21 protein-coding genes are annotated in these 24503 nt (G+C 65.6%); 14 read left to right on the top strand and 7 right to left on the bottom strand.

What is annotated here, in order from left to right; translation table 11 throughout:
• The first annotated feature begins 9 nt into the window (after positions 1-9).
• The 12 genes from CH283_RS08060 to ppc all read left to right on the top strand — a co-directional run bounded on the left by CH283_RS08060 (position 10) and on the right by ppc (position 13771).
• Positions 10-1299, top strand: a complete 1290-nt coding sequence (locus tag CH283_RS08060; protein ID WP_068050543.1) for a bifunctional 3,4-dihydroxy-2-butanone-4-phosphate synthase/GTP cyclohydrolase II — start codon at positions 10-12, stop codon at positions 1297-1299.
• Positions 1296-1793 (top strand): 6,7-dimethyl-8-ribityllumazine synthase, encoded by a 498-nt coding sequence (gene ribH, locus CH283_RS08065; protein WP_032398003.1) that lies wholly within the window; start codon positions 1296-1298, stop codon positions 1791-1793. The genes CH283_RS08060 and ribH overlap by 4 nt, the downstream gene beginning before the upstream one ends.
• 29 nt (positions 1794-1822) lie before the next feature.
• Positions 1823-2281, top strand: coding sequence for a PH domain-containing protein (locus CH283_RS08070; RefSeq protein WP_032398448.1), 459 nt, complete (start codon positions 1823-1825; stop codon positions 2279-2281).
• 71 nt (positions 2282-2352) lie between these two features.
• Positions 2353-4443, top strand: coding sequence for an excinuclease ABC subunit UvrC (gene uvrC / locus CH283_RS08075; protein ID WP_094642372.1), 2091 nt, complete (start codon positions 2353-2355; stop codon positions 4441-4443).
• Positions 4444-4499: 56 nt separating this feature from the next.
• On the top strand, positions 4500-5393 hold the full coding sequence (rapZ, locus tag CH283_RS08080) for an RNase adapter RapZ (RefSeq protein ID WP_094642373.1): 894 nt from the start codon (positions 4500-4502) through the stop codon (positions 5391-5393).
• Positions 5390-6415, top strand: coding sequence for a gluconeogenesis factor YvcK family protein (locus CH283_RS08085; RefSeq protein WP_068050530.1), 1026 nt, complete (start codon positions 5390-5392; stop codon positions 6413-6415). Before rapZ ends, CH283_RS08085 begins: the two co-directional genes overlap by 4 nt.
• Positions 6406-7389 (top strand): DNA-binding protein WhiA, encoded by a 984-nt coding sequence (gene whiA / locus CH283_RS08090; RefSeq protein ID WP_068050529.1) that lies wholly within the window; start codon positions 6406-6408, stop codon positions 7387-7389. Before CH283_RS08085 ends, whiA begins: the two co-directional genes overlap by 10 nt.
• Positions 7390-7509: 120 nt before the next feature.
• The gene (gap, locus tag CH283_RS08095) at positions 7510-8529 is read left to right on the top strand and encodes a type I glyceraldehyde-3-phosphate dehydrogenase (protein WP_032365753.1); all 1020 of its coding nucleotides are present in this window, start codon (positions 7510-7512) and stop codon (positions 8527-8529) included.
• A gap of 5 nt (positions 8530-8534) precedes the next feature.
• Entirely contained in the window at positions 8535-9746 is a 1212-nt protein-coding gene (locus CH283_RS08100; protein WP_094641877.1) for a phosphoglycerate kinase, read from the top strand.
• 3 nt (positions 9747-9749) lie between these two features.
• On the top strand, positions 9750-10535 hold the full coding sequence (gene tpiA / locus CH283_RS08105; RefSeq protein WP_068050527.1) for a triose-phosphate isomerase: 786 nt from the start codon (positions 9750-9752) through the stop codon (positions 10533-10535).
• 119 nt (positions 10536-10654) lie between these two features.
• Positions 10655-10888 carry a preprotein translocase subunit SecG gene (secG, locus tag CH283_RS08110; protein WP_068050526.1) on the top strand — a complete coding sequence of 78 codons (234 nt, stop codon included), beginning with the start codon at positions 10655-10657 and terminating at the stop codon, positions 10886-10888.
• A gap of 51 nt (positions 10889-10939) precedes the next feature.
• Positions 10940-13771 carry a phosphoenolpyruvate carboxylase gene (gene ppc, locus CH283_RS08115; protein ID WP_094641875.1) on the top strand — a complete coding sequence of 944 codons (2832 nt, stop codon included), beginning with the start codon at positions 10940-10942 and terminating at the stop codon, positions 13769-13771.
• Between the two features lie 224 nt (positions 13772-13995).
• Here ppc and pgl read toward each other — a convergent pair whose 3' ends face one another.
• From pgl to tkt, 5 genes are read right to left on the bottom strand one after another with little or no spacing between them, the layout of a single operon-like run.
• Entirely contained in the window at positions 13996-14742 is a 747-nt protein-coding gene (gene pgl, locus CH283_RS08120) for a 6-phosphogluconolactonase (RefSeq protein WP_068050524.1), read from the bottom strand.
• On the bottom strand, positions 14735-15643 hold the full coding sequence (opcA, locus tag CH283_RS08125) for a glucose-6-phosphate dehydrogenase assembly protein OpcA (RefSeq protein ID WP_170946023.1): 909 nt from the start codon (positions 15641-15643) through the stop codon (positions 14735-14737). Before opcA ends, pgl begins: the two co-directional genes overlap by 8 nt.
• Positions 15640-17196 (bottom strand): glucose-6-phosphate dehydrogenase, encoded by a 1557-nt coding sequence (zwf, locus tag CH283_RS08130; RefSeq protein ID WP_094641873.1) that lies wholly within the window; start codon positions 17194-17196, stop codon positions 15640-15642. The genes opcA and zwf overlap by 4 nt, the downstream gene beginning before the upstream one ends.
• Before the next feature lie 6 nt (positions 17197-17202).
• Positions 17203-18327, bottom strand: coding sequence for a transaldolase (gene tal, locus CH283_RS08135; RefSeq protein ID WP_094641871.1), 1125 nt, complete (start codon positions 18325-18327; stop codon positions 17203-17205).
• Positions 18328-18330: 3 nt separating this feature from the next.
• The gene (tkt, locus tag CH283_RS08140; protein WP_068050519.1) at positions 18331-20430 is read right to left on the bottom strand and encodes a transketolase; all 2100 of its coding nucleotides are present in this window, start codon (positions 20428-20430) and stop codon (positions 18331-18333) included.
• A 411-nt stretch (positions 20431-20841) separates the two neighbouring features.
• Here tkt and CH283_RS08145 point away from each other — a divergent pair, with 411 nt between their 5' ends.
• Positions 20842-21849 carry a heme o synthase gene (locus CH283_RS08145; protein ID WP_068050518.1) on the top strand — a complete coding sequence of 336 codons (1008 nt, stop codon included), beginning with the start codon at positions 20842-20844 and terminating at the stop codon, positions 21847-21849.
• Positions 21850-21873: 24 nt separating this feature from the next.
• On the opposite strand, the gene CH283_RS08150 is transcribed toward CH283_RS08145, so the two are convergent.
• Positions 21874-22839 (bottom strand): quinone oxidoreductase family protein, encoded by a 966-nt coding sequence (locus CH283_RS08150; RefSeq protein ID WP_094641869.1) that lies wholly within the window; start codon positions 22837-22839, stop codon positions 21874-21876.
• 136 nt (positions 22840-22975) lie between these two features.
• Between CH283_RS08150 and CH283_RS08155 the strand changes: the two genes are divergently transcribed.
• Positions 22976-23347, top strand: a complete 372-nt coding sequence (locus tag CH283_RS08155) for a hypothetical protein (protein ID WP_068050522.1) — start codon at positions 22976-22978, stop codon at positions 23345-23347.
• A 139-nt stretch (positions 23348-23486) separates the two neighbouring features.
• On the opposite strand, the gene CH283_RS08160 is transcribed toward CH283_RS08155, so the two are convergent.
• On the bottom strand, positions 23487-24491 hold the full coding sequence (locus CH283_RS08160; protein WP_094641867.1) for a COX15/CtaA family protein: 1005 nt from the start codon (positions 24489-24491) through the stop codon (positions 23487-23489).
• Between the last annotated feature and the right edge of the window lie 12 nt (positions 24492-24503).

Genomic DNA, 24503 nt, shown 5'->3' on the forward strand with positions numbered 1-24503 from the left:
CACACCGTGGTGACCAGGTTCGACAGTATCGAGCGCGCAGTTGCGGACATCGCTGCGGGCAAAGCAGTGGTGGTCGTCGACGACGAGGACCGCGAGAACGAAGGCGACCTCATCTTCGCCGCCGAGAAGGCCACACCGGAACTGGTCGCCTTCATGGTCCGCTACACCTCCGGTTACCTCTGCGTTCCGCTCTCCGGTGAGGACTGCGACCGGCTCGGCCTGCCACCGATGTTCGCCACCAATCAGGACAAGCACGGCACCGCGTACACCGTCACCGTCGACGCCCGCGAAGGCATCGGCACCGGAATCTCGGCATCCGACCGGGCGGCCACCATGCGACTGCTCGCCGATCCCGACACCGGAGCCAACGACTTCACCCGGCCGGGCCACGTCGTACCCCTGCGCGCCAAGGACGGCGGAGTGCTGCGTCGCCCCGGCCACACCGAGGCGGCCGTCGACCTCGCGCGCATGGCAGACCTGAGGCCTGCGGGCGTCATCTGCGAAATCGTCAGTCAGAAGGACGAGGGCGCGATGGCCCAGACAGACGAACTGCGCGTCTTCGCCGACGAACACGACCTCGCTCTCATCTCCATCGCCGACCTCATCGCCTGGCGTCGCAAGCACGAGAAGCACGTCGTCCGCGTCGCCGACGCCCGAATCCCCACCAGCCACGGCACCTTCCGCGCCGTCGGCTACCAGAGCATCTACGACGAGGTCGAGCACGTCGCGCTCGTGCGCGGCGACATCGCGGGCCCCGACGGAGACGGCAACGACGTGCTCGTTCGGGTGCACTCCGAATGCCTCACCGGCGACGTGTTCGGATCACTGCGCTGCGACTGCGGACCACAGCTGGACGCGGCGCTGGAAATGGTCGCCGCCGAGGACCGCGGCATCGTGCTGTACATGCGCGGACACGAAGGTCGCGGCATCGGTCTGCTGCACAAGCTCCAGGCCTACCAACTCCAGGACGCAGGCTCCGACACCGTCGACGCCAACCTGCAGCTCGGACTCCCCGCCGACTCGCGCGACTACGGAATCGGTGCCCAGATCCTCGTCGACCTCGGCGTGTCCTCGATGCGGCTGCTGACCAACAACCCCGCCAAACGAGTGGGACTCGACGGCTACGGACTGCACGTGACCGAGCGAGTGCCGATGCCGTTGCGCGCCAACGCCGAGAACCTCACCTACCTGCGCACCAAGCGCGACCGCATGGGCCACGACCTCACCGGGCTCGACGACTTCGAAAATGGTCATTCCGCAGGCTCCACTCCCGCCCACGAGAATGGGGCCACATCATGAGCGGCGAAGGCGAACCCACCCTGCAGCTGGCAGGCGCGAGTGATCTCAAGCTGGCGATCGTGGCCGGTCAATGGCACCAGAAGATCTCCCAGGCGTTGCTCGACGGTGCACTTCGCAAAGCCGAGTCGGCGGGGATCGAGGACGTCACGGTCATCCGTGTCGCCGGAGCCATCGAACTGCCCGTCGTCGCGCAGGCGTTGGCCCGCAACCACGACGCCGTCGTCGCACTCGGCGTCGTCATCCGCGGTGGCACACCGCATTTCGAGTACGTGTGCGACGCCGTCACGGCCGGTCTGACGCGCGTCTCGCTCGACGAGGGCACTCCGGTCACCAACGGTGTGCTCACCACCAACGACGAGCAGCAGGCGCTCGATCGCGCAGGGTTGCCCGGTTCGTTCGAGGACAAGGGCGCGCAGGCCACGGCGGCCGCGATCGACACAGCGCTGACTCTCAAACACCTACGCCAACCCTGGACGAATCAGGAGTTCACGTGACCGGCAGCGCACCGTCCACCGAGTGGGACATGGTGGTGAAGTCGCGCAAGTCGGCTCGTTACGCCATCGCGACGGCGGTGTTGCTCGTGGTGGCGCATTCGACCGTCGCCGTCCTGCTGAGGGTCTCGCCGACCGGGGTGTACTTCAGAACCGCGGACCAACTGGCGATGGCAGGTATCGGACTTCTTCTGGGAGGCCTGGCGCTCGTGCTGACGCGCCCGCGCATTCGCGTCGGGCCTGCAGGTGTCGCGGTGCGGAACCTGTTGTCGGAGCGTCTGATCGAATGGGATCTGGTGCGTGGTCTGTCCTTCCCCGAAGGAGCGATGTGGGCCAGGATCGACATTCCCGACGACGAGTTCATCAACGTGATGGCCATCCAGTCCAACGATCGTGACCATGCGGTCGCGGCCGTACGAAAGTTCCGCACTCTCGAACGCACGTACGCGCCCGCCGCCTCCGTTCCGGACATCCCGGTCGATCGGGACTGACGTCCTACCTCCGCACCGCGGCTGAGCTGCGGATGCGGAGAACGTCGGACCCGACGGCTAACGTGGATGCCGTGTCCGACCCCGCTACCTACCGCCCGGCCACCGGAACCATCCCGGTGGAGCCGGGGGTGTACAAATTTCGCGATCCGCACGGCCGCGTCGTCTACGTGGGAAAGGCCAAGAGCCTCCGCAGTCGACTCAATTCCTACTTCGCAGACATAGCCTCGCTGCATCCGCGTACTCGCCAGATGGTCACCACCGCGGCATCGGTGGAGTGGACCGTGGTGACCACCGAAGTCGAGGCCCTCCAGCTCGAGTACAACTGGATCAAGGAATTCGATCCACGGTTCAACGTCCGCTACCGCGACGACAAGAGCTATCCGATGCTCGCGGTGACGATGAACGAGGAGTTTCCTCGGTTGTTCGTCTACCGCGGACCCCGGCGCAAGGGTGTCCGCTATTTCGGCCCCTACGCGCACGCGTGGGCCATTCGCGAGACGCTGGATCTGTTGCTGCGAGTATTTCCCGCGCGCACGTGCTCGACCGGAGTGTTCAAGCGCCACAATCAGATCGGCCGGCCCTGCCTGCTGGGCTACATCGACAAGTGCTCGGCACCGTGCGTCGGACGGGTCAGCGCCGACGAGCATCGGCGCACCGTCGAGGATTTCTGTGACTTCTTGGCCGGAAAGACGGACAAGCTCGTTCGTCAGCTCGAGAAGAAGATGCAGGCTGCATCCGAGGACCTGGATTTCGAGACCGCCGCACGTCTGCGAGACGACGTCGGTGCGCTGCGTCGGGCATTGGAGAAGCAGGCGGTGGTGCTCGGCGACGGCACCGACGCCGATCTCGTCGCCTTCGCCACCGACGCCCTCGAAGCTGCCGTTCAGGTCTTCCACGTCCGAGGCGGCCGCGTGCGCGGGCAGCGCGGCTGGGTGGTGGAGAAGGCAGGAGAGGTGATCGAACGCCAGGACGAGGCCGATCTGCCCGCTCTGGTCGAGCAGTTCCTGACGCAGTTCTACGGCGAGCAGGCCGCCCTGTCCGCACAGGCACCGGGCGGTGACGACGGTGGTTCCAACGCCGTCCCGAGGGAAGTGCTGGTTCCGGTCCTGCCGGACAACGCCGACGAGGTTCAGGCCTGGCTCAGTGAACTTCGGGGCTCGAACGTGACTCTGCGTGTTCCCCAGCGCGGCGACAAGAAGGCGTTGGCCGAGACCGTCGAACGCAACGCCAAGGAAGCCCTGCAGCAGCACAAGCTCAAGCGCGCGGGCGACTTCACATCGAGATCGGCTGCGCTGCAGGGTATTCAGGAGGCACTCGATCTGGACTCGGCACCGCTGCGCATCGAGTGCATCGATATCTCCCACGTGCAGGGAACCGATGTGGTGGCCTCGCTCGTCGTCTTCGAGGACGGATTGCCCCGCAAGAGCGACTACCGCCACTACGCGATCAAGGAAGCGGCAGGCGACGGGCACTCCGACGACGTGGCGAGCATCGCCGAGGTGACCCGTCGCCGGTTCCTACGGCACTCCGCGGACGGTTCGGCCGAGGGGACCGGAGGCGATCTCGCCCCCGAAGCGGCGTTGGATCCACAGACCGGCAGACCGCGCAAATTCGCGTATCCACCCAATCTGTTCGTCGTCGACGGCGGTGCCCCTCAGGTGGCCGCTGCCGCGGCCGTGCTGGACGAGCTCGGCGTGACCGACGTGGCCGTGGTCGGTCTGGCGAAGCGGCTGGAGGAGGTATGGGTTCCGGGGGAGGAGGATCCGGTGATCCTTCCGCGTACGAGCGAGTCGCTCTACCTGCTCCAACGGGTCCGCGACGAAGCGCACCGGTTCGCGATCACGTTCCATCGCAGCAAGCGATCGCGACGCATGACGGCCTCGGCTCTGGATTCGGTTCGCGGACTCGGCGAGTCGCGTCGAACGGCGCTGGTGGCACACTTCGGTTCGGTCGCCAACCTCAAGCGTGCAACGGTCGCGGAGATCGTCGAGGTTCCGGGAATCGGAGAGACCACGGCCAAGTCGGTGCTGGCCGCGCTGGGTTCCGACACGGACGACGCCGATGTAGGCGATGATGGCAACGCAAGTGCAACGACATCGGGCGAGAACACGGCGGAACATGCGATCGCACCGCGTGTGGAATCGGCGGGACAGGCTTCGTAGTGAGCGAACACCAGACACAGAGACATCCACCGTCCGAAGAACACCTCGAGCAGTCCATCGAGGGGGAGTCGCAGCACGACGAGATCGAGGTGGCGTTGGTCACCGGGGTGTCCGGTGCAGGATTGCGCACTGCGGCCAAGATTCTCGAGGATCTCGGCTGGTACGTCGCCGACAATCTACCGCCGGAGCTCATCTCCAAGATGGTCGATCTCGGACGCGAGTCCAAGCCCAGAATCGAGCGACTGGCACTGGTGATGGACGTCCGAAGCCGCCTGTTCACCGGCGATCTGGGCTGGGTGGTGAAAGAACTCGACTCCAAGGGCGTGCGCAACAGAGTGCTCTTCCTTGACGCGTCCGACGCCGTGCTGATCCGTCGATTCGAGTCCAACCGGCGTAGCCATCCCCTGCAGAACGACGGTCAGGACGGAACGCTGACCGAGGGCATCACCGCCGAACGGTTGCGACTCGCTCAGGTCAAGGCAGCTGCGGATCTCACGGTGGACACCACGTCCCTGTCCGTGCATCAACTCCGGCGCAAGATCGAGACGGTGTTCGGCGCGGCCGAGACCACAGGAGTGGGCGTCACCGTGCAGTCGTTCGGCTTCAAGTACGGCCTGCCGATGGACGCCGACCTGGTCTGCGACGTGCGCTTTCTGCCCAACCCACATTGGGTGCCCGAGCTGCGCGAACACACCGGCCAGGACGCGGACGTTCGCGACTACGTGTTGGGGCAGGACGGGGCACGCGATTACCTGCAGACGTACACGCACCTGCTGAATCTGACCATCGAGGGATACGTGCGGGAAGGCAAGAGGTACATGACGGTGGCCGTTGGCTGCACCGGAGGGAAGCATCGAAGTGTCGCGATGACCGAGGCACTGGCGGCAATTCTCGCCGACCAGGGTGATGTGTCGGTGCGCGTGCTGCATCGGGATCTGGGTCGCGAATGAGCGAGGTCGACACCGAAGTACCGACAGCGGGCCCCAGGATCGTCGCGCTCGGCGGCGGGCACGGCCTGTACGCCACGCTGTCGGCGGCCCGGCTGCTCGGTCCCGACGTCACCGCCATCGTCACGGTCGCCGACGACGGGGGATCCTCGGGGCGTCTGCGGGCCGAGCTCGGCGTCATTCCGCCCGGAGACCTGCGCATGGCACTGGCTGCGCTGGCACGATCGGACGAGAGGACGCAGCTCTGGACGGACGTCCTGCAGCACCGCTTCGGCGGCACGGGCGCTCTGGCCGGACATTCGGTGGGCAACCTCATCCTCGCCGGCCTCACCGAGGTACTGGGCGATCCGATCGCCGCACTCGACGAGATGGTGCGGATGCTCGGAATCGACGGACGGGTGCTTCCGATGTCGCCGATCGCACTCGACATCGAGGCCGATGTCTCCGGTCTGGAGGACGACCCACGTGTGAGCCGCGTCATTCGCGGACAGGTTGCGGTGGCGACGACTCCTGGCAAAGTTCGCCGCGTTCGACTGTTGCCACCCGAACCGCCTGCCTCGGCGGATGCACTCGCTGCGATCGATAAGGCCGACCTCGTGGTGCTCGGACCGGGATCGTGGTTCTCCAGCGTCATCCCGCACGTGTTGGTGCCCGATCAGCTCGCCGCGCTCGCTCGCACGAGCGCGCCGAAGGTACTGGTGTTGAACCTGGCACCGGAGCTGGGGGAGACCACCGGATTCTCCGCCGAGCGCCATGTCCACGTACTCTCCCAACACGCACCGGATTTGGGAATCGACTACGTGTTGGTCGATTCCGCCTCGGTCCCGGAAGGCAGCAACCGCGAGCACGTGGCGCGGGCAGCGGCCCGGCTCGGTGCCGAGGTCGTCTACGTCGACGTTGCCGAAAACGGCACCCACGCACATCATTACGGCAAGCTTGCTGCGGCTCTCGGTTCCATCGTGTCGTCCACCGACGGCACCGCACCGACTACCGCACGCAGAGAGGGGATCACTTCGTGGCCATGACAGCGGAGGTCAAGGACGAGCTGAGCAGGCTCACCGTCAGTCAGGTCAGTTGCCGCAAGGCCGAGGTGTCCGCACTCCTGCGATTCGCCGGCGGACTGCACATCGTGGCAGGCCGCGTGGTGGTCGAGGCAGAGGTGGATCTCGGGTCCATTGCGAGACGGCTGCGTCGGGAGATCTTCGAGCTGTACGGCTACTCCTCCGACGTGCACATGCTCGGAGCAGGCGGGCTCCGCAAGACCTCTCGCTACGTGGTGCGCGTGGCCAAGGACGGCGAGGCACTGGCGCGGCAGACCGGCCTGTTGGACCTGCGCGGTCGCCCGGTTCGCGGCCTGCCCGCCCAGGTGGTCGGCGGCACGGTGGGGGACTCCGAGGCGGCATGGCGGGGCGCATTCCTGGCGCACGGTTCACTCACCGAACCGGGTCGATCCTCGGCTCTGGAGATCAGCTGCCCGGGTCCCGAGGCAGCTCTCGCGCTCGTCGGAGCCGCTCGACGCCTCGGCGTGGCCGCCAAGGCACGCGAGGTCCGCGGCACCGATCGAGTGGTCGTCCGCGACGGCGAGGCGATCGGGGCACTGCTCACCCGCATGGGCGCACAGGACACCCGGTTGATCTGGGAAGAACGACGGATGCGACGCGAGGTCAGGGCAACCGCGAACCGGCTCGCCAACTTCGACGACGCCAACCTGCGCCGCTCGGCCAGGGCCGCCGTCGCCGCCGCAGCGCGCGTCGAGCGGGCCCTGCACATCCTCGGCGAGGACGTGCCGGATCATCTGGCCGCCGCGGGCTCGCTCCGGGTACAGCATCGCCAGGCGTCGCTCGAAGAACTCGGCCAGTTGGCCGACCCGCCGATGACCAAGGACGCTGTGGCAGGCCGAATTCGACGCCTGCTGTCCATGGCCGACCGCAAGGCGAAGGAAACCGGAATTCCGGACACCGAGTCCGCCGTCACCGCCGAGTTGCTCGACGAGGCATGACCGGCCCGATCACGTGATGCGCGCGCTCTGCCTGCGCGCACACTAGGGTGGGAACCGCGTGTGGCACCCCGCACGCAGGCACAATCAGACATCTGTTTTCACAACTTTTAGGAGCGAACAGTGACGATCCGGGTAGGCGTCAACGGCTTCGGCCGCATCGGGCGTAACTTCTTCAGGGCTGTCGATGCGCAGAAGGCGCTCGGTACCACCGACATCGAAATCGTTGCTGTCAACGACCTGACCGACAACGCATCGCTCGCACACCTGCTCAAGTACGACTCGATCCTGGGTCGCTTGCCGCACGATGTCTCGCTCGAGGGCGAGGACACCATCGTCGTCGGTGGCCAGAAGATCAAGGCGCTGTCGCTGCGTGAGGGCCCGTCCGCACTTCCGTGGGGTGACCTGGGTGTCGACGTCGTCGTCGAGTCCACCGGCATCTTCACCGACGCTGCCAAGGCACAGGGCCACATCGATGCCGGTGCCAAGAAGGTCATCATCTCCGCGCCCGCCAAGGGCGAGGACATCACCATCGTGATGGGCGTCAACGACGACAAGTACGACGGCAGCCAGAACATCATCTCCAACGCGTCGTGCACCACCAACTGCCTCGGCCCCATCGCCAAGGTTCTCGACGACGAGTTCGGCATCGTCTCGGGTCTGATGACCACCATTCACGCGTACACGCAGGACCAGAACCTGCAGGACGGCCCGCACAGCGATCTGCGTCGCGCCCGCGCTGCAGCCCTGAACGTGGTCCCGACCGGCACCGGCGCGGCCAAGGCCATCGGCCTGGTTCTCCCGCAGCTGCTCGGCAAGCTCGACGGCTACGCGCTTCGGGTACCGATCCCCACCGGCTCGGTCACCGACCTGACTGCGCTGTTGAAGAAGAAGGCAAGCGCCGACGACATCAACGCCGCCATGAAGGCCGCAGCCGAGGGCCCCCTCAAGGGCATCCTGAAGTACAACACCGATCCGATCGTCTCCTCGGACATCGTCACCGACCCGCACTCGTCGATCTTCGATGCGCCGCTGACGAAGGTCATCGACGATCAGGTCAAGATCGTCTCCTGGTACGACAACGAGTGGGGCTACTCCAACCGCCTCGCCGACCTCATCGGTCTCGTCGGCAAGTCCCTCTGACACCGATGGCTGTCAAGACACTGCAGGATCTGCTCGATGCCGGTGTCGAAGGCCGTGGCGTCCTCGTGCGATCGGACCTCAATGTCCCGCTCGAGGACGGCACGATCACCGACCCCGGCCGCATTCAGGCGTCGATCCCGACTCTCCGGGCACTGGTCGAGGCGGGTGCCAAAGTCATCGTGACCGCGCACCTCGGTCGTCCCGACGGCAAGCCCGACGCGAAGTACAGCCTGGCTCCGGTCGCAGCGAAGCTCGGCGAACTGCTCGGACGCCACGTTCAGCTCGCGGGCGACGTGGTGGGTCAGGACGCCGAGGCTCGGGCCGAGGGTCTGACCGACGGCGACGTGCTGCTGCTCGAGAACATTCGCTTCGATCCGCGCGAGACCAGCAAGGACGAATCCGAGCGAGCTGCTCTGGCTCGTGAGCTCGTTGCTCTGGCCGGCGACGACGCGGCCTTCGTCTCCGACGGATTCGGCGTCGTGCACCGCAAGCAGGCATCGGTCTACGACGTGGCGCAGTTGCTGCCCCACTACGCGGGCACTCTCGTCGCGGCCGAGGTCGAGGTACTGGCCAAGCTCACCGAGGACGCCGCGCGTCCGTACGCGGTGGTGCTCGGCGGCTCCAAGGTCTCGGACAAGCTCGGCGTCATCGAGGCGTTGGCCCCCAAGGTCGACACCCTGGTCATCGGCGGCGGCATGGCGTTCACTTTCCTTGCCGCGCAGGGATATTCGGTCGGCAACTCGTTGTTGCAGGAGGATCAGATCGGGGTCTGCAAGGACCTGCTCGAGCGTTTCGGTGACGTGATCCACCTGCCCGTCGACATCGTCGTCGGAGACAAGTTCGCGGCGGACGCCGAGGCGAAGACCGTGAAGGCATCCGAGATTCCGGACGGCTGGATGGGCCTCGACATCGGACCCGATTCGGTCAGCCGCTTCGCCGTCGTTCTCTCGAATGCCAAGACCGTCTTCTGGAACGGACCGGCCGGAGTGTTCGAGTTCGACAAGTTCTCGGCCGGCACCAAGGGTATCGCCGAAGCGATCATCGGAGCCACCGAGAAGGGCGCGTTCAGCGTCGTCGGTGGCGGCGACTCGGCCGCTGCGGTACGCACCCTCGGACTGCCCGACGACGGTTTCTCGCACATCTCCACCGGCGGCGGTGCATCCCTCGAATACCTCGAAGGCAAGCAGCTCCCCGGCCTATCCGTCCTGGAGGCGTAACGCATGGCACGTAAGCCGCTCATCGCGGGCAACTGGAAGATGAACCTCAACCACCTCGAGGCCATCTCGCTGGTGCAGAAGATCGCATTCTCGTTGCCCGAGAAGTACTTCGACAAGGTCGACGTGACGGTGATCCCGCCGTTCACCGACATCCGCAGCGTGCAGACCCTGGTCGAGGGCGACAAACTGCTGCTCACCTACGGTGCGCAGGACGTCTCGTCCGAGGACAAGGGTGCCTTCACCGGCGAGATCAGCGGATCGATGCTGGCCAAGCTGGGGTGCACCTTCGTCGTCGTCGGTCACTCCGAGCGACGCACGCTGCACAGCGAGGACGACGCCGTCGTGCTCGCCAAGACGAAGGCGGCCCTGAAGAACGGCCTCACTCCGATCGTGTGCATCGGCGAGGGTCTGAACATCCGTGAGGCCGGCGAGCACGTGGCCTACAACGTGGCACAGCTGCGAGGGTCACTCGAAGGACTGTCGGCCGACGACATCTCCAAGGTCGTCATCGCCTACGAGCCGGTATGGGCCATCGGTACCGGCCGGGTCGCGTCGGCGTCGGACGCTCAGGAAGTGTGCGGTGCCATTCGTGAGGAATTGAAGGCGCTGTCCTCGGACGAGGTCGCCGCGGGCGTGCGCGTGCTGTACGGCGGCTCGGTCAACGCGAAGAACGTCGGTGAGATCGTCGGACAGCCCGACGTCGACGGTGCCCTCGTCGGTGGCGCTTCGCTCAAGGCGGACGAGTTCGCCACGTTGTCGGCCATCGCCGCAGGTGGACCCCTGCCCTGATCGGCCATCGGCAACGCTGTATCGGACGGTTTTCGGACACCTCGCTTCGGCGGGGTGTCCGAAGCCGTTCGCGGGGCCAGGTAGGCTGCTGAAGGCATCGAATCGAGTTTGAGGTGGACATGGATCTGTTTCTGGATATTCTGCTGGTCGTCACCAGCCTGGCACTGATCTTGCTGATCCTGCTGCATCGCGGCAAGGGCGGCGGATTGTCCAGCCTGTTCGGTGGCGGAGTGCAGTCCAGCCTCTCCGGTTCCACCGTCGTCGAGAAGAACCTCGATCGCCTCACGGTCTTCACCGGCATCATCTGGCTCATCGCCATCCTCGGTATCGGCCTGGAGATCAAGTACACCTGATCGGATTCGGCTCCGAGTGCGAGTTGGTGACGGAGCGACGATACTGGGTGGATGAGCGAATCCTCCTACGAGTCAGTCGGTTCCCCAGCCTTCGTCCCACCGACAGCTCAGGGTCGGGAGTTGACAGAGCCTCTCCGTGAGGACATCCGCTATCTCGGCGGCATCCTGGGTGAGATCATTCGCGAGCACGAGGGCGACGACGTCTTCGAGCTGATCGAGTCGGCTCGCGTCGAATCCTTCGCGGTACGCAGGTCGGAGATAGAACGCGACGATTCCGTCGGACGTTACACCGACGTCGAAGTGGCACAGGCAGTTCCACTGATTCGCGCGTTCAGTCACTTCTCGCTGCTGGCCAATCTTGCCGAGGATCTACACCGCGAACGTCGTCGAGCGATTCACCTCGACCGCGAGGACCCGCCACAGAACAGCAGTCTCGACGCCACCTGGCTCAAGATCGATGCCGCAGCACCGTCGCGCGAGCAGGTGGCCGCGGCCCTGACGGATGCGTTGGTCGCGCCGGTGATCACCGCGCACCCCACCGAAACACGTCGACGCACCGTGTTCGATGTGCAGTCGAAAATCACCGAGCTGATGCGGCGCCGCGATGTCGCCGCTGCGGCACGTGAGGGCAAGGCCGCCACTGCGGCGAAGGAACTGGCCGCCATCGACGTACAGATCCGCAGGCAGGTACTGACCCTGTGGGAGACGGCTCTGATTCGGTTGTCACGGTTGAGGATTCAGGACGAGATCGAGGTCGGCCTCCGGTATTTCGAGTCCTCCCTGTTCGATGTCATGCCGGCGTTGAACGCCGACGTGCGGGCAGCGCTGCGGGCACGGTGGCCCGAGGAGGATCTACTGCCGCGCCCCATTCTCCGGCCCGGTTCCTGGATCGGCGGCGACCGCGACGGCAATCCGAACGTGACCGCAGAGGTGGTCCACACCGCGACCCATCAAGCGGGATACGTGGCGTTCGAGCATTACCTCGACGAATTGGTCGCGCTGGAGAAGGAATTGTCGATGTCCGCGCGTCTGGTGGATGTCACCGAGGATCTCGAGGCTCTGGCCGGCGCATCGACCGAGCCGGACGACCGTCGATCGGACGAGCCGTATCGCGTCGCCGTCGCCGGTATCCGGGCGCGGCTCACGGCCACCGCCCGGGCTGTGCTCGACGCGGTGCCGGTCTCCGGGATCGACCTAGGTGCGGAGAAGTACGCCGGTCCGCAAGACGTTCTCGACGACCTCGACGTGATCGATCGGGCTCTACGCGCCGACGGGGATGCATTGATCGCCGACGATCGTCTGCTGCGGCTTCGGCAGTCGGTCGAGACGTTCGGATTCCATCTGCAGGCGTTGGACATGAGGCAGAACTCCGAGACCCACGAAGAGGTGGTCGCCGAGCTGTTGGCCTGGGCCGGTGTCCACTCCGATTATATGTCCCTCGGGGAGGACGAGCGGGTCTCGGTTCTGTCGCAGGAACTTGCGACCAGGCGGCCGCTCGTCGGCCCCAACGCGCAGCTCAGTGAACTCGCCACCAAGGAACTGGGCATCGTCAGGGCCGCCAAAGAGGCCATCGATCACCTCGGCCCCGACACCATCCAGAACTACATCATCAGCATGTGTCAGTCGGTCAGTGACATGCTCGAAGCGGCGTTGCTGCTCAAGGAAGCAGGAATCTTCGACCCCGGCACCGACGGCTCGGCACCGACGTCGACAGTGGGTGTCGTGCCACTGTTCGAGACCATCGAGGATCTGCAGCAGGGCGCCGCGACCCTGCTCGCCACGCTCGACGTTCCGATCTACCGCGCGCTGGTGGCCGGGCGCGGCATGAACCAGGAAGTCATGCTGGGGTATTCGGACTCGAACAAGGACGGTGGATACCTCGCGGCGAACTGGGCGCTGTACCGCGCCGAGTTGGATCTACTCGAGGCCTCACGCAAGACGGGTATTCGCTTGCGGCTCTTCCACGGTCGCGGCGGTACGGTCGGCCGCGGCGGCGGTCCCAGCTACGACGCGATCCTGGCGCAGCCGCCCGGAGTGGTACAGGGTTCGTTGCGGCTCACCGAGCAGGGCGAGATCATCGCGGCCAAATACGCCGAGCCGTCCATGGCGCGCCGAAATCTCGAGTCTCTGGTCGCGGGAACTCTCGAATCGACTCTGCTGGATGTGGAGGGTCTCGGAGACGGCGCAGAAGCCGCATACGACATCCTGGACGACCTCGCCGCGAAGGCGCGTGCGGCCTACGGCCGGCTGGTGCACGAGGAGCCCGGTTTCGTCGAGTACTTCCGAACGTCCACACCGGTCGCCGAGGTCGGTGAGCTGAACATCGGCTCCCGTCCGGCATCGAGAAAGCCGACGAACTCGGTGTACGACCTGCGTGCCATTCCTTGGGTGATGTCGTGGAGTCAGTGCCGGGTGATGCTGCCCGGCTGGTACGGCACCGGTTCGGCATTCGAGGAGTGGGTCGGCGACGACGATTCCAAGCTCGAGGTGCTGACCGAGCTGTACCGAAAGTGGCCGTTCTTCCAGACCGTTCTGTCCAACCTCGCGCAGGTCATGGCCAAATCGGATCTGGGCATCGCGGCTCGGTACGCGGAGTTGGTTCCCGACGCAGACCTGCGCGCGCGGATCTTCGGGATGATCGAAGCCGAACATGCCACGACGGTGCGGATGTACCTGAAGATCACCGGTCACAGTCGCCTGCTCGAAGACAACCCGTCGCTGGAGCGCTCGGTGCACAATCGCTTCCCGTACCTGGAGCCGCTCAATCAGATGCAGGTCGAGATGCTGCGTCGATACCGCAACGGTGACGACGACGAACGGGTCAAGCGAGGAATTCTGCTGACGATGAACGGTCTCGCGACGGCGCTGCGCAACAGCGGTTAGCCACGCACGAGGGGCGAGGAACCGGTTGTCGGTCGATCGCGTCCAACGAGGTATGACGCAGTGCAGTAGTTCGATCGATACCTGGAGAGACGGATCCGCCTACCGCGGGAGCAGTAGGCGGATCGGTCGTTCGATATCAGGATATGCCCGGGGCGTCGGCGACTACGACTGCGAGCGGCCGGGATGTGACCCCGACGCTGCCGACCCCGATTAGTCGGGTGGGATCAGACGGTGTCCAGCTTGGACGCTGCGCCGGCATCGAGGAACCAGACCGTCGATTCGGTGCCCAGCGCGCCTGCCGACGGGACGTCGTCGGAATCGGCTCCGCCCACCGCAGCGGCGACGGCGTCGGCCTTGTTCGCTCCCGAGACGAGCAACCACACGTGCTGTGCGCGGCGAACCGCAGGCAGTGTCAGTGTGATGCGCACCGGCGGGGGCTTGGGGGAGTCCTCGACCGCCACGACGAAGCGGTGCTGTTCACGCACTGCATCGGTGTGGGGGAAGAGTGAATTGATATGGCCTTCGCCGCCCATACCGAGGAGATGGACGTCGAACCGGGGCGTCGGCTCACCCTCCGATCCGGAATGCAGGATCTGTGCGTACGTTGCCGCGGCCACCTCGGGGTCGCTTCCGTGCGGTCCGTCCGATGCGGCCATCCGGAACACCCGATCCGGGTGGACATCGACGTGATCGAGCAGCGCCTCCGAGGCCTGGACCTCGTTGCGTTCGGGATCACCCGAGGGTAGGAAGCGTTCGTCGCCGAAGTAGATGTCGACTTTGCCCCAGTCGATCGATCCGGAGTCCTCACGTAGCGCTTGCAGCAGCGCGATTCCGGTGCCGCCGCCGGTGAGCACCACCGATGCGAAGCCGCGCTCGGCCTGCGCGGCCGTGACCACGTCGACGAAGCGAGATCGTGCAGCGTCGACCAGGGCCTGCGCGTCCAAGTACTGGAGTACCGATGTCTTACTCATAGCTCACTTTCGACAGTCCGTGCAGGGCGAGTTCGTAGATCTCATCCGTGTCGAGTCTGCGCAGTTCCTCGGCGAGGCACTCGCGCGTGTTGCGACGCGCCAGTGCGACCTCCGCGTCGGGCTGACCGGTGCGTCGCAGGGTTGCGGTCTTGCCGGTCTGCGGACGCGTCAGCGAGATGCTGCTGTTCTCTCTGATCAGCTCCACCTTCAGCTCACCCGCACGGCGGTGGACCGGCACGTCGAGTTTGGCGGCCAGCCAACCTGCCAGGATGTCGAGTGCGGGTTCTTCGGCCAGTCCGGACACCGTGGCCGAGACGACCGCCTCGAACGGAGCCTGGTCGAGCGCGGTGGCCAACAGGCCGCGCCAGTACGTGATGCGACTCCAGGAGAGATCGGTGTCGCCCTCGGTGTAGCTGCTGAGCCGACCCTTGATCGTCGCCGTGGTGTCGGGCGAGTTCGTGGCATCGGTGATCCGCCGAATTGCCAAGCGCCCCAGCGGATCTTTCGCCGGAACGGTCGGTGCCTCGTCCGGCCACCACGCCACGATCGGAGTATCGGGCAGCAGGAACGGGATCACCACACTGTGTTCGTGATCGGCGAGTTCGCCGTTCAGGCGCAACACGACGACCTCCGATGCACCGGCGTCTCCGCCCACCCGGATCTGTGCGTCGAGGCTCGATTCGGCGGATCGGTCTCCGTGGATGAGCACGATGACGCGGCACGGGTGCTCGCGGCTGGCCTCGTTCGCTGCGTCGATCGCCCGTTCGGCCTTGGCCGGATCACGGCTGGCGACGATCAGTGTCAGCACCCGGCCGATGGTCACCGCACCGCCTGCTTCGCGCACCTCCACCAACTTCTTGCCGACCTCGGCCGTCGTCGTGGCGGGGATGTCGACAATCACGGTCTTCTCCATTCGCGTCCGGTGCGGTGCATCATCTCGTCACCCGAGGAAGGCCCCCAGGTACCGGCTTCGTACGGTTCCGCGGTGCCGCCGGAAGCCCAGAATTCCAGAATGGGATCGAGGATCTTCCACGACAGTTCCACTTCGGCATTGACCGGGAACAGCGACGGCTCACCGAGCAGCACGTCGAGGATGAGGCGTTCGTACGCCTCGGGCGAGGATTCGGTGAACGCTTGGCCGTAGCTGAAGTCCATGCTGACGTCGCGCACCTGCATGCTCGATCCCGGCACCTTGGAGCCGAACCGCATCGTCACACCCTCGTCGGGCTGGACCCGGATCACCAGGGCATTCTGGCCGAGTTCCTCGGTCATGGTGGCGTCGAACGGCAGGTGTGGAGCGCGCTTGAACACCATCGCGATCTCGGTGACTCGACGCCCGAGTGCCTTGCCGGTTCGAAGGTAGAACGGCACCCCACCCCAGCGCCGCGTATCCACCTCCAGGGTGATGGCGGCGTAGGTTTCGGTGTTCGACTCGGAGTCGAAGCCCTCTTCCTCCTTGAGGCCCTTCACCTTCTGGCTGCCCTGCCACCCCGCGGAATACTGACCGCGCGCCGAGGTTCGGTCGAGTGGCTCGGCGAGTTTGGTGGCCGAGAGCACCTTGATCTTCTCCGATTGCAGCTCCTTGGGGTTGAAGCTGACCGGCTCCTCCATCGCAGTGATGGCGAGAAGCTGCAGAAGGTGGTTTTGGATGACGTCGCGGGCGGCACCGATTCCGTCGTAATACCCGGCTCGACCGCCCAATCCGATGTCCTCGGCCATCGTGATCTGAACATGGTCGACGTAGTGCGCATTCCAGATCGGATCGAACAGCTGGTTGGCGAAGCGCAGCGCCAGGATGTTCTGCACCGTCTCCTTGCCGAGGTAGTGGTCGATGCGGAACACGGTGTCCTCGGGGAACACTCGGTTCACGACCGCGTTGAGCTCTTTCGCGCTCTGCAGATCGTGTCCGAACGGCTTCTCGATGACGACGCGTCGCCAATTGCCGTCCTTGCTCTGCGCCAGGCCCGAGCGCGACAGCTGCTCGAGGACGACCGGGAACGCGCTCGGCGGAATGGACAGATAGAAGGCGTGATTCCCGCCGGTGCCGCGGGTCTCGTCGAGTTCGGTCAGCGTCCGTGACAGCTCGTCGAACGCGGCGTCGTCGTCGAAAGAGCCTTGGACGAACCGGAATCCTTCGGCGAGGGTGTTCCACACCTCCTCGCTGAACGGTGTTCGCGCGTGATCGCGCACGGAGTCGTGCACGATCTTGGCGAAGTCCTGGTTCTGCCACTCCCGTCGGGCAAATCCGACCAGGGCGAAACCGGGGGGTAGCAGCCCCCGGTTCGCCAGGTCGTACACCGCAGGCATGAGCTTCTTACGCGCGAGATCGCCGGTCACCCCGAAGATGACCATGCTGCACGGGCCCGCGATACGGGGGAGCCGCTTGTCTCGGGCGTCGCGGAGAGGGTTGCGCCAGTCCGCGGAGTGGAGAGGTTCGGTTTCTGCGGTGGGCACAGTCGGTCAGCTCTTCTGACCTGCTTGGCGAAGCTGTTCGCCGGTGGCCTCGAGCAACTCGTTCCAGGCAGCCTCGAACTTCTGGACGCCTTCGTTCTCCAACGTCAGGAAGACATCGGAGATGTCGATACCGAGTGCCGAGATGCGGTCGAAGATCTCCTGGGATTCCGGTCCCTTGCCCGAGACCGTGTCGCCGACGATCTCGCCGTGATCGGCAACCGCGTCCATGGTCTTCTCCGGCATCGTGTTCACCGTGTTCGGCGAGACGAGCTCGGTGACGTACATGGTGTCGGGGTAGGCGTCGGACTTGACGCCGGTCGAGGCCCACAGCGGACGCTGCGGACGTGCGCCACTGCCGACGAGCTCGCGGAACCGAGGAGCGACCTCGAAGATCTGCTGGTACGCCACGTATGCGAGACGAGCATTGGCCAGCGCGGCCTTGCCCTTGAGCGCCTCGGCATCGGGAGTGCCGATCGCATCGAGTCGGGAATCGATCTCGCTGTCCACGCGGGAGACGAAGAACGACGCGACCGAGTGGATCTTGTCGAGGTCGTGACCGGCCGCGCGGGCCTTCTCGAGACCCTCGAGGTACGCGTTCATCACCAGCTCGTAGCGCTCGACGGAGAAGATCAGCGTGACGTTGACGCTGATGCCCTCGCCGATCACCTTGGCGATTGCGGGAATTCCGGCCTCGGTGGCCGGAATCTTGATGAGCAGGTTCGGGCGGTCGACGATCTTCCACAGCTCGACGGCCTGCTCGTACGTCTTGTCGGCGTCGTGGGCCATGCGGGGATCGACCTCGATCGACACCCGGCCGTCGACGCCTGCACTCGCCTCGTACTGAGGCATCAGGATGTCGCATGCTTCCCGGACGTCGTCCGTGGTGACCGTGCGGATCGTGGTCTCGACGTCGGCACCTTCACCGGCGAGCTTGGTCACCTGCTCGTCGTAGGCCTCGCCCGTGCTCAGGGCTGCCTGGAAGATCGACGGGTTGGTGGTCACTCCGACGACGCTCTTGGTGTCGATCAGGTCCTGGAGGTTGCCCGAGCGGATGCGGTCGCGGGACAGGTCGTCCAGCCATACCGAGATGCCGGCGGCGGAGAGCTCTGCAAGATTCTTGTTCTGGGTCATGAATTATCCCTTCACATTGGTGATGGAGCGCTGTGCGGCTGCGGTGACGGCCTCGGCCGTGAAGCCGAACTCGCGGAAAAGTGTTGCAGCGTCGGCAGATTCGCCGTAGTGCTCGAGCGAGATGATCTCGCCGAAGCCACCGACGATCTTCCACCACGGCATCGCGATGCCGGCCTCGATCGACACCCGGGCCTTGACGGTGGGCGGGATCACCTGATCGCGGTAGTTCTGATCCTGGCTCTCGAACCACTCGACGCACGGCATCGAGACGACGCGGGCGGCGATGCCCTGCGCCTCGAGCTGCTTCTGCGCCTCCACGGCGTACTGCAGCTCGGAGCCGGTGCCGATCAGGACGACGTCCGGGGTCGCCTTGGACGACTCGACGAGAATGTATCCACCCTTCGAGACGCCCTCGTAGCTGGTGCCCTCGAGAATCGGGATGCCCTGACGCGTCAGCGCGAGACCGACGGGTCCGCTGCTGCTGGACTTGGCCAGCACGGCCTGCCATGCGAATGCGGTTTCGTTGGCGTCACCGGGGCGAACCACCGACAGGTTCGGAATCGCCCGCAGCGCCGCGAGATGCTCGACCGGCTGGTGCGTCGGTCCGTCCTCGCCGAGGCCGATGGAGTCGTGCGTCCACACGTAGATGGGGTCGATGTCCATCAACGACGCGAGTCGAACTGCCGGCCGCATGTAGTCGCTGAACTGCATGAACGTTCCGCCGTATGCGCGGGTCGGGCCGTGCATGACGATGCCGGACAGGATGGCACCCATCGCGTGCTCACGGATGCCGAAGTGCAGCGTGCGGCCGTACGGCTCGGCGTCCCAGTCGTCGGTGGAGATCGACGTGGGGCCGAAGGACTTCGCACCCTTCATCGTGGTGTTGTTGCTGCCGGCCAGGTCGGCGGAGCCGCCCCACAGCTCCGGGAGGACAGGTCCGACGGCGTTGAGGACCTCGCCCGACGCCGCTCGTGTCGCGACGGCTTTGCTGCCGGGCTCCCAGGTGGGCAGAACGTCGGTCCAGTTCTCGGGCAACGTGCCCTGGGTCAGGCGGTCCAGTAGCTTCTTGCGCTCGGGCTCGCGCGCGGCCCAGGCGTCGAATTCGACGGTCCACTCGGCGTGAGCCTTACGGCCGCGTTCCTGCAGCTTGCGGGTGTGGCCGATGACCTCGTCGGTGACCTCGAACGTCTTGGCGGGGTCGAAATCGAGTGCCTGCTTGACCTTTGCGATCTCCTCGTCGCCCAGTGCGGCACCGTGAACAGCACCGGTGTTCATCATGGTGGGGGCCGGGAAACCGATGATGGTGCGCAGGACGATGATCGACGGCTTGTCGGTGACAGCCTTGGCAGCCTCGACGGCCTCTTCGATGGCAGTCACGTTCTCACCGCCCTCGACCACCTGCACGTGCCAGCCGTAGGCCTCGTAGCGCGCGGCCGTGTTCTCGGACAGGGCGATGTCGGTGGAGTGCTCGATCGAGATCTTGTTGTCGTCGTAGAACAGGATCAGGTTGCCGAGCTGCTGCGTACCGGCCAGCGACGACGCCTCGGACGTGACGCCTTCTTCGATGTCGCCGTCGGAGGCGATCACGTAGATGAAGTGGTCGAACGGACTCTCGCCGAGTGCGGGCTCGGGATCGAACAGGCCACGCTCGCGGCGCGCCGCCATGGCCATACCCACGGCGGAGGCGAGTCCCTGACCGAGCGGGCCGGTGGTGATCTCGACGCCGTCGGTGTGGCGGAACTCGGGGTGCCCGGGAGTCTTGGACTTGTAGGTGCGCAGCGCCTCGATGTCGGCGAGCTCGAGTCCGAAGCCGCCCAAGTAGAGCTGCAGGTAGAGCGTCAGGCTCGAGTGACCGCACGAGAGGACGAATCGGTCGCGGCCGATCCAGTGCGTGTCGGTGGGATCGTGGCGCATGGTGCGCTGAAAGAGGGTGTAGGCGAGAGGGGCCAGGCTCATCGCGGTTCCGGGGTGGCCGTTGCCGACCTTCTGCACTGCGTCCGCTGCCAGAACACGAACGGTGTCGACCGCTCGGGTGTCCAGGTCCGTCCAGTCGCTCGGGTGGTGCGCCGTGGTGAGGACGTCAATATCGTCTGTGATCGACACGAGCAGAAATCTCCTGACATTCGTTCGAGTTGTGGCTCCGAGGAATCGTCGCTCGGCGTCCGCTGCAATGCGCCTGGGTGGAGCGCGCGCGCAGTCGGTGCCGAAGGACGTCCCCCACCAGCCTAGTTCCGTCCGACCCTACTGTCGTGCCTTCCCCCGGGCGATTGCGCGCGGGTTACTCGTAGGCGACGTATTCCTCACTTTGGGTGCCCTGCGAATTGGAGGTGCAAACCCAGCCGTCTACCATCGGTCGTAGTAGGCGTACGTTCGTCGGCTGCCGCGATAGTGAACGCGGGGGTCGGCGCGTGCGCGAAGGCGCCGAAGTGTCGCCATGAAGAGTCAACCCGCGTGCCGGTGGCATGCGAGCAAGTGGCCGAGCGCCAGAGAACGACAGTCGTGCGAGGAGACGCAGTGCGAATTGGGCAGCAGCCGGGCGGACACGGTTTCGCCGGCGGCCCCGGATTCGGAGCAGACGACGAGGGTGAGCCCACGCAGGCCGCGCCGGCGACGTCCGCCCCGCGCAGAGCACTCGCACTCTTTCTTGCGTATGTCGCGCTCACGAAGCCCCGGGTCATCGAACTCCTCCTCGTCACGACCATTCCGGCGATGCTGCTGGCCGACCGAGGAAACGTCGATCCCTGGCTGATCCTCACCACACTCTTCGGCGGAATGCTGGCCGCAGCCAGCGCCAACACTCTGAACATGGTCGTCGACGCAGACATCGACAAGGTGATGAAGCGCACCGAGAAGCGCCCGCTCGCGCGCGGTGCCATGCCCGTCTCGCACGCCCTGATCTTCGGGCTCGTCCTGGGTGTGTTCTCGTTCTTCTGGCTGTGGGCCACCACGAATCTGCTCAGCGGTGTGCTCGCCGTCGTGACGATCTGCTTCTACATTTTCGTCTACACGCTCGTGCTCAAACGGCGCACCTCGCAGAACGTGGTGTGGGGCGGCGCGGCCGGATGTATGCCGGTGATGATCGGTTGGTCCGCCGTGACCGGCACGATCGGGTGGCAGGCGCTGGTGATGTTCCTGGTGATCTTCCTGTGGACGCCGCCGCACACCTGGGCACTCATGCTCCGCTACAAGGAGGACTACCAGGCCGCCAACGTGCCGATGCTGCCTGCTGTCGCCTCGGAAACGAAGGTCACCAAGCACATCGTGCTCTACGCGTGGGCCACCGTTGCCGCAACGCTCGCGTTGGCCCCGGGCTCGGGCATCGTCTACGCAGCCGTCGCTGTGGCGTCGGGAGTGTGGTTCCTCGTCGTGGCCCACCGTCTCTACGCAGGCGTGCGTGCGGGAACACCGGTCAAGCCGCTCAAGCTGTTCATTCTCTCGAACGAATACCTGGCACTGGTGTTCTGCGGCTTGGCCGTCGACTCCGTTCTCGGCTGGCAGACGCTCGCTCAGATCCTTTCCTGAGCGAGCCGTCCGGCACAGTCGGCGTCAGGGAACCAGCACGATGGACCCCATCGTCTTGCGTGACTCCAAATCGATGTGGGCCCGAGCAGCATCCTCCAGCGCGTACTGCGCACCGATCTCGACCGTCAGAGCGCCGCTGGCCATCGCTGCGAACACATCTCCGGCGCGCCACTCCAGTTCGGCCCGGTTTCGGATGTGATGTGCGAGCGTGGGCCGGGTCAGGAACAGGGAGCCCGCGCCGTTCAGGCGCTGCGGATCCATGGGCGGGACGGGACCGCTCGCGGCACCGAACAGAGCCAGAGTCCCTCTGATCCGAAGCGACGCAAGACTTGCCTCGAACGTGTCGGCACCCACGCCGTCGTACACCGCATGGACACCCTCACCGTCGGTGATCTCACGCACGCGGGCGGCGATGTCGTCCTCGTAGCGCAACACGTGGGCGGCACCGGCCTGCGTCGACCGCTCGGCCTTGGCATCCGTGGAGACCGTGGTGATCACGTTCACGCCCTTCGCCACCGCCATCTGCGTCAACAACAGTCCGACGCCACCTGCGCCTGCATGTACCAGCACTGTGTCGCCCCGCTGGGCGGGATAGGTGGACTCGATCAGGTAATGCGCAGTCATGCCCTGGAGCAGCGCCGAGGCGGCCTGATCGGCAGGAACACCGTCGGGAACCGCGATGGCCGAGGAAGCGTCCACCAGGACGTATTCGGCGTAGCTGCCGGGTGCTGCGGCCCAGGCGACGCGAGCTCCCGGAGCAAAGTCCGTGACGTCCGCCCCGACCTGATCGATCACTCCGGACCCCTCGTCGCCGGGAACGTAGGGGAGTGCGCGCGGATACAGGCCGCGCCGAAAGTACGTATCGATGTAGTTGATGCCGATGGCGTCCGTCCTGACCAGGAGTTGAGCAGGTCCTGGCGTCGGTATCGGAACATCGACGACGTTCATGACCTCGGGTCCGCCGGTGTTGTCTATTCGAATGGCACGCATGAAGTCCGTTCTACACCGGCGCGTCGCACCCGGTGGCATCGATCCGCTCGATGTACGCACGCGGGCGAAGTTACCGATCAGTAACGACTGGACGGGTCGATGCGGGGACTGCGAACGGCCTCGGTATCGTGTCGGCATGGCTACCGAAATCGACAGTGCGGGCATCGAGAAGAACGAGTCGAACGACGTTCCCAAGGGAACGCTTGCGGCGGTGAAGAGCTTCCTCGCCGACCACGGCAACTCTGCCAACGTGGTGATTCAGCCGGTCGGTCGCGCCGGGACTCGGCTCACCATGGTCGGTGCCGACGGAGTTCTGGGGGACCAGGTGGTGGCGACGACCGCCATCGCCCGCGCGATCGTCGACGGTCTCGACCAGTTGACCGAGGCCGAATGGGACCGCGAGTTGACCAGTTCGGTCAATCCGGCACCCGGACACCACGAGAAGATGGCCGGGTGGGTAGCCCATCAGAAGAAGTTCCCGAAGGCGCGTAACCAGGCGATCGTCTGAGCGGAGAAAAGTCGCAAAACTTGTTCGATTCAGCGGGAACCATCTGGGCACCCGGTGCGTCGAAGTCAGTGGAGGGGCAGTCGGCCATCTGAGGGGGAGGTCGGCTGCCCCTCCACCCTGTTCGAAGATCGATCGATCGTCACGAGTGAACTGCGACGTCCTCGGCGGTCTCGATCTTGTCGGTCGCGGCCGGGCCGCGAGTTCGGCAGGCCGCCCAGACGGCAGCGGTGGCGGCGGTACACGCGCCCGCACCGGCCACATGGAAGGCGACGAGTACGGCTGGAACCCCGGTGAAGTACTGGACCAATCCGATCAGAGACTGTGCCAACACCAGAACGATCAGGACATTGAGTCGAAACGTGACAGTCTTGGGTGCGCGAACGGCATACAGGGCGAAGGCCAGTCCGACGAGCAGCGCCAGGTAGCCGACCAGGAACTGCGAGTGCGCGTGCACCAGCGTCACGATCTCGATACCGAGGCGCGGTACCGGTTCCTCGATGCTCTTGTCACCTGCGTGCGGACCAGCTCCGGTCACCATGGTGCCCGCGATCAGCACACCCGCCAGAGCGATCCCGGACAGTCCCGTCAGCGCTCGCAGAGCACCGGGCACCGTCGGCGTCGACTCCGATGCCGCATCGCTCTCGCCCACCTTGGCGTACAGCAGCGTGGCCAGCCAGACCATCGCCATCGAGACGACGAGGTGAACGGCGACGGTCCACCACAGCAGTCCGGTCAGCACGGTGAATCCACCGATCACGGCCTGCACGACGGTACCGAGCGGCATCAGCCACGCGAAGAACAGCACTCCGCGACGACGCCGCGCCCTGGTGACGGCGATGACGACAGCGGCAGCAGCGAGCACGACCACGAACGTGAGCAGGCGGTTACCGAACTCCACGGCCTGATGCAGAATCGGCACCTCGGACACTCCGACGGGGGTGAAGCTCCCGGGGAAGCACTGCGGCCAGGTGGGGCAACCGAGACCGGATCCGGTGACGCGAACGACTGCACCGGTGACGGCGATGCCGCCCTGCGTCAGGATCGCGATGAAAGCCAGAATTCGCTGTACGCGAAGCGACGGCAGTGGCAGGAGATCGACGACGCGCAGGAATACGCCATAGAGCTTCCGTGGGAGGTAAGGCACTCCACGATGGTA

This window comes from Rhodococcus sp. 05-2254-2 (genome assembly GCF_002259095.1).
GTDB lineage: Bacteria > Actinomycetota > Actinomycetes > Mycobacteriales > Mycobacteriaceae > Rhodococcoides.